This is a genomic window from Pseudomonas sp. GW822-FHT03F08, from assembly GCF_058801265.1.
On sequence record NZ_JBXANC010000011.1, the window covers coordinates 54011 to 66878 of the forward strand.

Here is a 12868-nt window from a genome sequence, read left to right on the forward strand (position 1 = left end):
TTTCGTTTTCAAGGAATCTCTATGACTGCTGGCCTGCAAGGCTCGTTGATGGTGGACGTCGCCGGTACCTGGCTGACGGCCGAAGATCGCCAATTGTTGCGTCAGCCCGAAGTGGGCGGCCTGATCATTTTTGCCCGCAATATCGAGCATCCACGCCAGGTGCGTGAGTTGAGCGCGGCGATCCGTGCCATTCGCCCGGATCTGTTGCTGGCGGTGGATCAGGAAGGCGGTCGCGTCCAGCGTCTGCGTCAGGGCTTTGTGCGTCTGCCGGCCATGCGAGCCATTGCCGACAACCCGAACGCCGAGTATCTGGCCGAGCAATGCGGCTGGATCATGGCCACTGAAGTGCTGGCTGTCGGCCTCGATCTGAGCTTTGCTCCCGTGCTGGACCTGGATTACCAGCGCAGCGCCGTCGTCGGCACTCGTTCGTTCGAAGGCGATCCGGAGCGCGCCGCACTGCTCGCCGGAGCGTTCATCAAAGGCATGAACAGCGCCGGCATGGCGGCTACCGGCAAGCATTTCCCCGGTCACGGCTGGGCGGAAGCCGACTCTCACGTCGCAATCCCCAACGACGAGCGCAGTCTTGACGAGATCCGCGCCAACGACCTGGTACCGTTCGCCAAGCTGAGCAAGCAATTGGCCGCCGTCATGCCGGCCCACGTGATTTATCCGCAAGTCGATGCGCAGCCCGCCGGTTTCTCCCGGCGCTGGTTACAAGACATTCTGCGCGGCGAGTTGCAGTTCGATGGCGTGATCTTCAGCGATGACCTGTCGATGGCCGGCGCGCATGTTGTAGGCGATGCCGCCAGCCGTATCGAAGCCGCACTCAGTGCCGGTTGCGACATGGGCCTGGTGTGCAACGATCGCGCTGCCGCCGAGCTGGCCCTGAGCGCCGCGCAACGCATGAAGGTCAAGCCGTCGCCACGCATCGCGCGGATGCGCGGTCAGGCGTTCGCCAACACCGAATACCGTCAGGATCCGCGCTGGCTGACCGCTGTCGGCGCGCTCAAAGACGCTCAACTGATCGATTAAGGATTTTTCGCTATGACGGTTTACGCAATCATCGGTGGCACCGGCCTGACCCAGCTGGAAGGTCTGAGCATTCGTCAGTCGCTGGCGGTGGATACGCCTTATGGTGCGCCATCGGCCGAAGTCCAGATTGGCGAATACGCCGGTAAGGAAGTGCTGTTCCTGGCTCGCCACGGTCACCCGCATCGCTTCCCGCCGCACAAGGTCAACTACCGCGCCAATCTGTGGGCGTTGAAGCAGGCCGGGGCCGAAGCAATCATTGCGGTCAACGCCGTGGGCGGGATCCATCCTGCAATGGGTACCGGACATTTCTGCGTGCCGCATCAGATCGTGGACTACACCAGCGGTCGCGAGCACACCTATTTCGCCGATGACCTGGAACATGTCACGCATATCGACTTCAGCTTTCCCTACAGCGAGCCACTGCGTCAGCAACTGATTGCTGCGTTGGCCGCCGAAGGTTGCGAATACAGCGATCAAGGCGTTTACGCCTGCACTCAGGGTCCGCGTCTGGAAACCGTGGCCGAGATCGTGCGTCTGGAGCGCGATGGTTGCGACATCGTTGGCATGACCGGCATGCCGGAAGCGGCACTGGCTCGCGAGCTGGATCTGGATTACGCCTGTCTGTCGCTGGTGGTGAACCCGGCGGCGGGCAAGACCACGGCGGTGATCACCATGGCCGAGATCGAGCAGGCGCTGCATGACGGCATGGGCAAGGTGAAGTCGACGTTGGCGCGGGTACTCAAGGGCTGAGTCTGGCTCCGGAGTGACTCGAACGAACAGGCGCTGAGGATCTCAGCGCTTTTCAAACTTGTCCGGCAACGGCGCAAACAGCGCCTCGATATCATCACTCTGCAACTTCCAGTCCCCGGCCTTGCGCCCATCCAGCACGCCGGCCGCCAGGTCAGACTTTTCCTTCTGCAGATGCTGAATCTTCTCCTCGACCGTCCCCCGGGCAATCATCTTGTAGACGAATACCGGCTTCTCCTGACCTATGCGATACGCACGGTCAGTTGCCTGATTCTCGGTCGCCGGGTTCCACCACGGATCGTAGTGAATCACTGTGTCTGCTTCCGTCAGGTTCAGACCGACGCCGCCAGCCTTCAGGCTGATGAGAAAGATCTGACGCTTGCCGCTCTGGAATTCCTTCACAGGCGTGCGCCGATCCCGAGTCTGTCCCGTCAGCAACGCATAGGCGACGTTGCGTTTTTTCAGTTCATCCTCGATCAGTGACAGCATCGAAGTGAACTGCGAAAACAGCAGAATTCGCCGTCCTTCCTCAAACAACTCCTCGAGCATTTCCATCAGGCTGTCGAGCTTGCCTGAGGTGCTGCCGCGAGCGGGCAGGGTGGCGTCGTTGACCAGGCGCAAGTCACAGCAGACCTGACGCAGCTTGAGCAGGGCTTCGAGAATGATGATCTGACTGCGCGCCACGCCTTTGCGGGTGATCTCGTCGCGAACCTTCTTGTCCATGGCCAGGCGCATGGTTTCGTACACGTCGCGCTGGGCCTCGTTGAGATCGACCCAGTGGATGATCTCGGTTTTCGGCGGCAGCTCGGTCGCGACCTGTTCCTTGGTGCGGCGCAGCAGAAACGGTTTGATCCGACCGTTGAGGTGCTGAAGTCTGACTTCGCTGGCGCGTTTTTCGATCGGCACGCGGTAATCGGCATTGAAGCTTTTGACGTCGCCGAGCCAGCCGGGCAGCAGGAAGTGAAACAGTGACCACAGCTCGCCCAGGTGGTTTTCCAGCGGCGTACCGCTGAGGCACAGGCGTTGGCGGGCGTTCAGTTCGCGGGCCGCCTGGGCGGCTTTGCTGTTCGGGTTCTTGATGTATTGCGCTTCATCCAGCACCAATACATGCAGCGGTTGCTGTGCGAGGCGCTCGACATCCTTGGGCAGCAGCGCATAGGTCGTGAGGATCAGGTCGTAATCGGCCAGATGCTCGAAATGCTTTTTGCGGCTGGCGCCGTACAGGGCAACGACTTTGAGCTGAGGTGTGAAGTGCGCCGCCTCGTCCAGCCAGTTGGGGATCAGGCTGGTGGGCATCACCACCATGCAGGGGCGATCCAGGCGTCCGGCGTTTTTCTCGCTGAGAATGTGCGCCAGGGTCTGTAGGGTTTTGCCCAGGCCCATGTCGTCCGCGAGAATTCCGCCAACCTCAAGTTGCCGCAGCGACTGCATCCAGCTCAAGCCCTCGAGCTGATAAGGCCGCAGTGTCGCGTTCAGCCCTTCCGGCGCCTCGGCGCTGTAGTCGCGGATATCGCGCAGGCGTTGGGCGAAGCTGCGAATCTGCTCGCCGCCCTCCCACAGCAGGGGGATGCCTTCCAGCGAGTTGAGGCGGATGGCGTCAGCCTTGCTCAGGCGCAGGGTGGTTTCGCCCGGCTCTTGCAGATAGAACTCGCCCAGCGTCGCCAGCACCGGTTTCAATCGGCCGAGGGGCAGGGCGACTTGCAAGGGGCCGTGCTCGCTGTTGCGTTGCGGGATGTTCACCAGAATCAACTCATCGTCCCGTCGCCGGGCAAGGCGTTCGGGGTTGAGGATTTCCGTGTGCGAGCGCATCAGGTTGAGCAGGATCGGCAGCAGGCTGAGGCGTTCGCCATTGACGATAATGCCCAGCTCAAGATCGAACCAGTCGCGTTCCGGGGTCTGCTCGACCGTGGCATACCAGTCATCGACGGCTGTCAGGTCGAAGCCGAATTCATCATCGACCAGCAATTCCCAGCCTTGGGTGCGCAGCTTCGGCAGGTCGTTCAGGGTAAACGTCAGCCAGGCGCTGTCATTGACCATTTCATAGAGTTCGCCCGCGCTTTCCGGCAGGGCTTTGCTCTGCCGGGTGGCGATGCGAAAGCCGAGAATTCGCAGTTGCTCGCGGTAGCTTTGCTCGACGTCAGGATGGCGTTTGACCCGCAGGGTCTGTGCTTCCTGGCGAATCAGGATGTCGCTGTTTTTCTGGCCGCTGACGTATTCGTCGAGGTAGCTGAAAGACAGCGCGGCACGATGCTGGATGTAGCGCTGCATCTTGCCGTTGCGCGGCTCGAACGCGCTGAACTCGACACTGGCCAGCCACAGGCGCGGCACCGGTTGCACGTTGTCCACCAGTACTTGCGGCGGCGCCTTGGGGCTGCGGTTTTCCAGCACGGCCTGGAGTTTTTCCAGCAGTTCGGCGTCTTTGGCGGCGGCGGGGTATTCGAGGGTTTCCTGCACTTGTAGCAAGACCGCCGCACAGTGCTTGCAGTTGCTGTGAACCGGGCAGGTGCACGTGGCGTCGACCATCAGCAGTGTGCCTTTGGCCGACTCGCGCAGATGAATCGTCTGACGATAAATGTTGCCGCCAGAGCCTTCGCAACTGGCGGTAATGGTCGCATCGCCGACCTGCACGATCCGCACCCGGTTTTCCAGCGCGTAGCGGCGGCCACGCTCCAGGCTTTGTTCCTTGAATCGGCTGACCCAGGAGGAGGCCAGCGGTTTACTCAGAGGCGGGGACATAAGGACTTCAATCAGTCCGGTACGACTTCAGGCGCTTCCCGAGGCGCAGGCGCCGTCAGTGAAGTGATCTTGATCAGCAGGGCCAGGTGGCCGTTGTCCAGGTAGTTGAGCTGGCCGTTTTTGGTGTGGCTTTCCTGTTTCAGGCGTTCGCTGGCGGTGACCATGCCGTTGGCGTCGATCTGGTTGACCCAGAAGTCGGCGTTCACGTCGGTGAAGCGCCCGAGCTTCATTTCGATCGTGCCCTCGATGGGGAACTGGCCGAACTGCTCCTGACCTTCGCTGACCGCGACCTTCGCCGGCGTCTCGCCCAGTGTCTGCTGCCAGGCTTTGTGCATCAGCACGCTGTACTCGCCGCTGGCGGTGAGTTTGGTGGCGACGTCGTTCAGCGCTGTGGTGCGCTTGCTGTCATCACCCAGGCGTTGGGCGCCTGCGGCCCAGTCTTCGGGGGCGGCACGGCTGACGATGGCCGGCACGGCGTTCTGGCGCACCAGAATCATTTCGACCTGATACAGGTCATCGGCAAACACCGAGGGTGCTACCAGAGTCAGTAGCAAAGTCAGAGAGCGAAACAGGCGCATGCGGCGTCCTTCAAGCAGTTTTCGGGATGAGGCGCTCGAACAGCGCCTCCACAGTATTAAAGCGCTCTTCCGGGCGCTCCATCGGCACCTGGAACTTGAACATGGTGGCGCCTTCGAATTTGTAGCGTTTTGGCTGACTCTGGATCAGTTTGATCAGGGTCATCGGATCGACCGGCGTCTGTGCCGCGAACTCGATGCGTCCGCCTTGCGGGCCACCATCGACTTTCTTGATGCCCAACTGTTCGGCCTGCAATTTCAGCGCCGTGATGCGCACCAGGTTCTTGGTCGGTTCCGGCAGCAGGCCGAAGCGGTCGATCATCTCCACTTGCAGATCCTTCAGGCCTTCCTCATCGGTGGCCGAAGCGATGCGTTTGTAGAGGATCAAGCGTGCATGCACGTCCGGCAGGTAATCTTCCGGGATCAGCGCCGGCACCCGCAGGTTGACTTCCGGGCCGCCGCCGAGCGGTTGATCGAGGTTCGGCTGTTCGCCCTTGCGGATCGACTTCACCGCGCGCTCGAGCATTTCCATGTACAGCGTGAAGCCGACCGCCTGAATCTGCCCGCTCTGTCCGTCGCCCAGCAGTTCGCCGGCGCCACGGATTTCCAGGTCGTTGGTGGCCAGTACGAAGCCCGCGCCCAGATCCTGAGTATTGGCAATCGCCTCCAGACGTTTTTCCGCATCACCGGTGATCTGCTGGCGTGGCGGTGTCAGCAGGTAGGCGTAAGCCTGGTGGTGACTGCGGCCAACACGGCCGCGCAACTGGTGCAGCTGCGCCAGGCCGAACTTGTCGGCGCGCTCGATGATGATGGTGTTGGCGCTCGGCACGTCGATGCCGGTCTCGATGATGGTCGAGGCGATCAGCACGTTGAAGCGCTTGTGGTAGAAGTCGCTCATCACCTGCTCGAGTTCGCGTTCACGCATCTGTCCGTGGCCGATGCCGATTCGCGCTTCCGGCACCAGTTCGGCCAGTTCGGCGGCGCATTTCTCGATGGTCTTCACGTCGTTGTGCAGGTAATAGACCTGACCACCGCGCAGCAGCTCACGCAGCAAGGCCTCTTTGACCGTGCTCTTGTTCTGCTCCATGACGAAAGTGCGCACCGACAGGCGTCGCGCCGGCGGCGTGGCGATGATCGACAGATCGCGCATGCCCGACACCGCCATGTTCAGCGTGCGCGGAATCGGCGTGGCGGTCAGCGTGAGGATATCGACTTCGCTGCGCAGGGCCTTGAGCTGTTCCTTCTGACGGACACCGAAGCGGTGTTCTTCGTCGATGATCACCAGCCCGAGGTTTTTGATCTTGACGTCATCCTGCAGCAGCTTGTGGGTGCCGATGACGATGTCGATGTTGCCTTCGGCCAGTTCGGCCACCGCGGCGTTCACTTCCTTGGCCGATTTGAAGCGGCTCATCACTTCCACGGTCACCGGCCAGTCGGCGAAGCGGTCGCGGAAGCTGTTGTAGTGCTGCTGGGCGAGCAGGGTGGTCGGCACCAGGATCGCCACTTGCTTGCCGCCGTGCACGGCGATGAACGCGGCGCGCATGGCCACTTCGGTCTTGCCGAAACCGACGTCGCCGCAGACAAGTCGATCCATCGGTTTCGGCGCGAGCATGTCTTCGCGCACGGCTTCGATGGTGGATTGTTGGTCCGGGGTTTCCTCAAATGGGAAGCCGGCGCTGAAGGTCGCGTAATCGGCTTTCGGATCGGCAAACGCGTAACCCTCGCGGGCAGCACGACGGGCATAGATGTCGAGCAGTTCGGCAGCCACGTCGCGGACTTGCTCGGCAGCCTTGCGCTTGGCCTTCTGCCAGGTCTCGGAGCCGAGGCGGTGCAGCGGCGCCAGTGCATCATCGCTGCCGGTGTAACGGGCGATCAAATGCAGGTTGGCCACCGGCACGTAAAGCTTGGCGTTCTCGGCGTATTCGAGGGTCAGGAATTCCGCGGCCTGATTGTCGATTTCCAGAATCGTCAGGCCCAGGTAGCGACCGACACCGTGGTCGATGTGCACCACCGGCGCACCTTCGCGCAGCTCGGTGAGGTTCTTGATCACCGCGTCGTTGTTGGCGTCGGCTCGTTTTTCGCGACGACGACGCTGCATCACGCGTTGGCCGAACAGCGGGCTTTCCGCGACCAGTGCCAGCGCCGGGTCGTCCAGCATCAGTCCTTCGTCGAGCGGGGCAATGGTGATCGCCAGGCGATCCTTGCTCGCGACAAAGTCCGGCCAGCTGTCGACGGTTTTCGGTCGCAGCTTCAAGCGTTCCAGCAATTCCAGCAGCACTTCGCGACGGCCGGCGGATTCGGCGGTGAACAGCACGCGCCCCGGGAATTCGTCGAGGAAGGCGGAAAGCGCGGCCAGCGGTTGCGTGGCCTTGGCTTCGATCGCCAGATTCGGCAAGGCCTGCGCCGGGAAGCGCTCACGGCCGGCACCGGTTTCCACGTCCTGCTGACTGGCGACCACTCGCGGCCAGTTCTTCAGGCGGGCGAAACAGTCTTCCACCGGCAGGAACAGTTCGGCCGGCGGCAATAAAGGACGCGATGGATCGACGCGGCGTTCTTCATACCGATTGCGCACGTCGTTCCAGAAGTTTTCCGCCGCTTGCTCGATGCCCGGCAGCGAGAACACCTGGGTGTCCTGGGGCAGGTAGTCGAACAGGGTCGAGGTCTCTTCGAAGAACAACGGCAGGTAGTACTCGATACCGGCCGGCGTAATGCCGCTGCTCAGATCCTGGAAGATCGGGCAGCGTCGGAAATCGACGTCGAAGCGCTCGCGAAAGCGCGCCTTGAAGCGGGTGACCGCGTCCTTCTGCAGCGGGAATTCCTTGGCCGGCAGCAGCTTGACCGAATCGACCTTGTCGATGGAGCGCTGGTTTTCCGGGTCGAAGGTGCGCAAGGTTTCGATTTCGTCGTCGAACAGATCGATGCGATACGGCAGTTTGCTGCCCATCGGGAACAGGTCGATCAGTGCACCGCGTACGGTGAATTCGCCGTGTTCGTAAACCGTGTCGACGTAGCGATAGCCGCTGGCTTCGAGCCGCGAGCGCATTTGTTCGACGTCGAGCTTCTGTCCGACATCCAGCACCAGGCTGCTGCCCAGCAGGAACTTGGTCGGTGCCAGGCGATGCAGGGCCGTGGTGATCGGCACCACCAGCACGCCATGTTCCAGTTCCGGCAGTCTATAAAGGCTGGCGATGCGCTGGGAGATGATGTCCTGGTGCGGCGAGAACAGGTCGTAGGGCAGGGTTTCCCAGTCGGGAAAATGCAGAACGGGCAAATCCGGGGCGAAGAAGCTCAGCTCCTGCTCCAGCCGTTCGGCACTCTGGCTGTCGGCGGTCAGTAGCAACGTGAAGCGCTTGGCAGCGCTGGCAGCCTCGGCAATGGCCAGGCTCAGGGCGGCACCGGGCAGATTGCCCCAATGCTGTTTACCTGCCGCGGCAGGGAGAAGCGGTAGACGCAGAACAGGCACGGAAGGTTGAGCTCCAGGCGTTGCGACAAAGTCGGTAATTGTAGCGGCGTCCGGTGCCGCCTGTCAGTTGCAGACTGCGTCTATCTGCGCTGTTTCAGCGAAATGTAGTGGTAACCATAAAAACGAGCACTTTTTTGACGATTATGTAGTGCCGAAAGTGGGCGGTGTTACGGAGGGTTACAGACATCGTCTAACAGTCGTCGAAAAACTGACTGCGCTGAAAGCCCCGGTTTTACTGGGCTGGCGGAGAGCGTTATTTTTTTGGACGGAATTTTGTTACCGTTTGCGCGACAAGCGCGCATTGCTACGAGAGCTTCTCGGCGGCATAATGTAGCCCCTTTTTTCTGCCCCTACATGTGGAAGGTTCCCGTGACTCAGAAGCCCGACCAGTGTCTTGGTGAATGGATCGACCGTGAAGCACTCGCAGAAGCGATGATTCCGCTTATCGGTCAGCTCTACCGCAATAACAACGTGGTGAGCTCGATCTATGGCCGCAGCCTGATCAACCAGTCTGTCATCGCGATTCTCAAAGCTCACCGCTTTGCTCGCCATCGTTCTTCCGACGATAGCGAACTCTCCGTCCACGAAACATTCCCTCTGCTGAAGGCCATGAGCGAGCTCAAGCTCGGCGCGGCTTCGGTAGACCTGGGCAAGTTGGCGTTCAAATTCCGCAACGAAGGCAACGGCCGTACCGCCGAGCAATTCGTTCGTGAAGAAATGGCTGACGTGGTTGGCCAGCAGAACGCTTCGGCCCGCAAAGGCACTGACGTTGTGCTTTACGGCTTCGGTCGTATCGGCCGTCTGCTGGCGCGCATCCTGATCGAAAAAACCGGTGGCGGCGACGGCCTGCGTCTGCGTGCCATCGTGGTGCGCAAAGGCGCCGAAAACGACCTGACCAAACGCGCCAGCCTGCTGCGTCGCGATTCGGTACACGGTTCGTTCAACGGCACCATCACCATCGACGAAGAAAACAACACCATCACCGCCAACGGCAACCTGATCCAGGTTATCTACGCGAAAAACCCTACCGAAGTGGACTACACCCAGTACGGCATCAAAGATGCTCTGCTGGTGGACAACACCGGTGTATGGCGTGATGCCGATGGCCTGGGTCAGCACTTGCAGTGCCCGGGTATCGACCGCGTTGTTCTGACCGCGCCTGGCAAAGGCAAGCTGAAGAACATCGTTCACGGTATCAACCACAGCGAAATCACTGCTGACGACAAGATCGTGTCCGCTGCTTCCTGCACCACCAATGCCATCGTGCCGGTGCTGAAGGCTGTGAATGACAAGTTCGGCATCGTCAACGGCCACGTCGAAACCGTTCACTCGTACACCAACGACCAGAACCTGATCGACAACTTCCACAAGGGCGATCGCCGTGGTCGTAGCGCCGCGCTGAACATGGTAATCACCGAGACCGGTGCTGCCACCGCTGCTGCCAAGGCCCTGCCTGAGCTGGCCGGCAAGCTGACCGGCAACGCGATCCGTGTTCCGACGCCAAACGTGTCGATGGCCATTCTCAACCTGAACCTTGAGAAAGCTGCTACCCGTGAAGAGATGAACGAGTACCTGCGCTACATGGCGCTGCACTCCGATCTGCACAAGCAAATTGACTTCGTCAATTCCCAGGAAGTGGTTTCGACCGACTTCGTTGGTTCGCGCCACGCCGGTGTTGTCGACGCTGAAGCGACCATCACCCAGGATAACCGCGTTGTTCTGTACGTCTGGTACGACAACGAGTTCGGTTACAGCTGCCAGGTGATCCGCGTGATGGAAGACATGGCCGGTGTAAACCCGCCAGCCTTCCCGCGCTAAGCCTTAGCTGCAAATGAAAACGCCCCGACTTTGGTCGGGGCGTTTTTGTTTGTGCGCGACTCAGGTCAGTTAGGGATGGCGGCTTGTGCCGTGCGCAGTTCGTGCTTGTTGCCATGGAACAGCACCAGCGTCGCGATCAATCCCAGCACCGCTGCACCGCTGAGCCAGATCCCCGGTGCCGCCTTGTTGTCCAGCACATGAATCAGGTAAGTGCAGGCGGCTGGCGTGAATCCACCGAAGGTTGCGGTCGCCAGGCTGTAGGCCAGTGAGAAGCCGGTCGTACGAACTTCTACCGGCATGATTTCGGTCAGCGCTACCACCATCGCGCCGTTGTACGAGCCGTACAGGAACGACAGCCACAATTCGACGATCAGCAAATGGCTGAAGCTCGGGTTCGCCACCAGCCACGACAGCGCCGGGTAGGCGGTCAGGATTGCCAGAATCGTCGCCGCCAGCAGCAGGGGTTTGCGACCGATCTTGTCAGAAAGCGCGCCCATCACCGGCAGCCAGAAGAAGTTCGACAGTCCGATGCACACCGTCACCAGCAACGCATCGAAGTCCGACAGGTGCAGTTCCGCCTTGCCGAAGGTCGGGGTGTAGGCGGTGATCAGGTAGAACGACACGGTGGTCATCACCACCAGCGCCATGCCGGCGATGACAATGCCGAAGTTCTGACCGATCGAACGAACGATTTCCTGCAGGGTAGGGCGATGTTTACGTGCCTGGAATTCCGGCGTTTCCTCTAGGGAACGACGAATGACGAAGATCACCGGAACAATCATGCAGCCGATCAGGAACGGCACACGCCAGCCCCAGTCGCCCATCTGTTCCGGGCTCAGCCAGTGGTTGAGGCCGACGCCGAGCAGACCGGCGAATACCACCGCCGCTTGCTGGCTGGCGGACTGCCAACTGACGAAGAAACCCTTGCGGCCAGGCGTGGCGATCTCTGACAGGTACACCGACACACCGCCCAGTTCCACGCCGGCCGAGAAGCCCTGGAGTAATCGGCCGAACAGCACGATCAGCGGCGCGGCAACGCCAAGGGTGGCGTAGCCCGGCACGCAGGCGATCAGCACCGTACCGGCCGCCATCAGCGCGAGGGTGATGATCAGGCCTTTGCGACGGCCGTGACGGTCAATGTAGGCACCGAGGAAAATCGCCCCCAATGGACGCATCAGGAAGCCTGCGCCGAACGTTGCCAGTGCGAGCATCAGGGAGGCGAAGGCGCTGTCGGTGGGGAAGAAGGTCTTGGAGATGGCCACGGCGTAGAAGCCATAGACCATGAAGTCGAACATTTCGAGAAAATTGCCGCTGACAACGCGAAAAATCGCTTTGCCTTTGCCCGTGGTGGAGGACATGTTCAGGTACTCACTTTTTTGATTTTGTATGAAAGCGTTGCATCCGTTTGGGAGCTAGCGGGCTCTGTGGTCATAATGGCGGGCTCGGTTTTGCTCGGAGATGAAGAATTGTTAACTGGACGATGGGTAGTTTTCGTGATTCTTCTCGGTGTTTTGTCTGGCTGCGGCTCCGGCGACTCGATGGAGAGCTTCGGCGGCCCGACCATGGGCAGCACTTATTCGATCAAGTACGTGCGCCGCGCCAATCTGCCTGCCCCTCAGGATGTCCGCGTCGAAGTCGAGAAGATCCTCGCCGACGTCGACCAGCAGATGTCTACCTACCGCGCGGACTCTGACATTTCGCGCTTCAACGCATTGCCCGCCGATCGCTGTCAGACCATGCCGGCGCCGATCCTCGAATTGGTCAGGGTTGGTGAGCAGCTGTCGCAACAAAGCGAAGGTTCCTACGACCTGACGGTGGAGCCACTGCTCAATCTCTGGGGATTCGGTCCGCAGGGGCGTGAGGAAAAAGTCCCGAGCGAGGCGGCGCTAGCTGAAGTGCAGAAACGGGTGGGCTACCGGCATCTGCGTGTCGATGGCGACCAGTTATGCAAGGACGCGGCGGTCGAAGTCGATTTCAACAGCATCGCTGCCGGGTATGCGGTCGACACCATTGCCGCGCGGCTCGATGCCATGGGCATTCATGATTACCTCGCCGAAGCCACGGGCGAGCTCAAGGCGTCCGGCAAGAAACTCGATGGCTCGCCATGGCGCATCGCATTGGAAGAACCCCGTGACGATCAGCAGGTGGCGGAGCGCGTCATCAACGTCGATGGCTATGGCCTCTCCACGTCCGGCGACTACCGCAACTATTTTCAGCAGGATGGCCGGCGCTATTCCCACACCTTCGATGCCCGCACCGGGGCGCCGGTCCTACACGATCTGGCGTCGGTCACGGTAATTCATCCTTCAGCGTTGATGGCCGATGGACTATCGACACTGTTGCTGATTCTCGGGCCGGAAAGGGCCTGGGACTATGCCGAAAAACACGACATTGGTGCATTCTTTGTGATTCGTGCCGATACAGGTTTCGTCACCCGCACCAGTCAGGCTTTCGAGCGGCTCAGTGGCGCAAAAGTTGACTGAAGACAGTACGAAAA

8 protein-coding genes are annotated in these 12868 nt (G+C 60.7%); 4 read left to right on the forward strand and 4 right to left on the reverse strand.

Going from position 1 to position 12868, the window contains the following annotated elements; all coding sequences use genetic code 11:
• The first annotated feature begins 21 nt into the window (after window positions 1–21).
• A complete protein-coding gene (gene nagZ, locus AC1RME_RS24925) occupies window positions 22–1032 on the forward strand; it encodes a beta-N-acetylhexosaminidase (protein ID WP_096822088.1) in 1011 nt (336 codons plus the stop codon).
• Window positions 1033–1044: 12 nt separating this feature from the next.
• Window positions 1045–1782 carry an S-methyl-5'-thioinosine phosphorylase gene (locus tag AC1RME_RS24930; protein ID WP_085733486.1) on the forward strand — a complete coding sequence of 246 codons (738 nt, stop codon included), beginning with the start codon at window positions 1045–1047 and terminating at the stop codon, window positions 1780–1782.
• Between the two features lie 42 nt (window positions 1783–1824).
• Here the strand turns inward: AC1RME_RS24930 and AC1RME_RS24935 are convergent, their stop codons facing one another.
• Genes AC1RME_RS24935 through mfd form a run of 3 tightly spaced genes read right to left on the reverse strand, consistent with a single transcriptional unit; the run spans window position 1825 to window position 8553 of the window.
• Complete coding sequence (locus AC1RME_RS24935) at window positions 1825–4515, reverse strand: DEAD/DEAH box helicase (protein WP_096822087.1); 2691 nt, start codon at window positions 4513–4515, stop codon at window positions 1825–1827.
• 11 nt (window positions 4516–4526) lie between these two features.
• Window positions 4527–5093, reverse strand: a complete 567-nt coding sequence (locus AC1RME_RS24940; protein WP_096822086.1) for a CsiV family protein — start codon at window positions 5091–5093, stop codon at window positions 4527–4529.
• 10 nt (window positions 5094–5103) lie between these two features.
• The gene (mfd, locus tag AC1RME_RS24945) at window positions 5104–8553 is read right to left on the reverse strand and encodes a transcription-repair coupling factor (protein ID WP_096822085.1); all 3450 of its coding nucleotides are present in this window, start codon (window positions 8551–8553) and stop codon (window positions 5104–5106) included.
• Window positions 8554–8907: 354 nt separating this feature from the next.
• On the opposite strand from mfd, the gene AC1RME_RS24950 reads away from it, so the two are divergent.
• A complete protein-coding gene (locus AC1RME_RS24950; protein WP_096822084.1) occupies window positions 8908–10371 on the forward strand; it encodes a glyceraldehyde-3-phosphate dehydrogenase in 1464 nt (487 codons plus the stop codon).
• A 65-nt stretch (window positions 10372–10436) separates the two neighbouring features.
• Here AC1RME_RS24950 and AC1RME_RS24955 read toward each other — a convergent pair whose 3' ends face one another.
• A complete protein-coding gene (locus tag AC1RME_RS24955; protein ID WP_096822083.1) occupies window positions 10437–11729 on the reverse strand; it encodes an MFS transporter in 1293 nt (430 codons plus the stop codon).
• 75 nt (window positions 11730–11804) lie between these two features.
• Between AC1RME_RS24955 and AC1RME_RS24960 the strand changes: the two genes are divergently transcribed.
• On the forward strand, window positions 11805–12854 hold the full coding sequence (locus AC1RME_RS24960; RefSeq protein WP_096822082.1) for an FAD:protein FMN transferase: 1050 nt from the start codon (window positions 11805–11807) through the stop codon (window positions 12852–12854).
• Window positions 12855–12868: the final 14 nt, after the last annotated feature.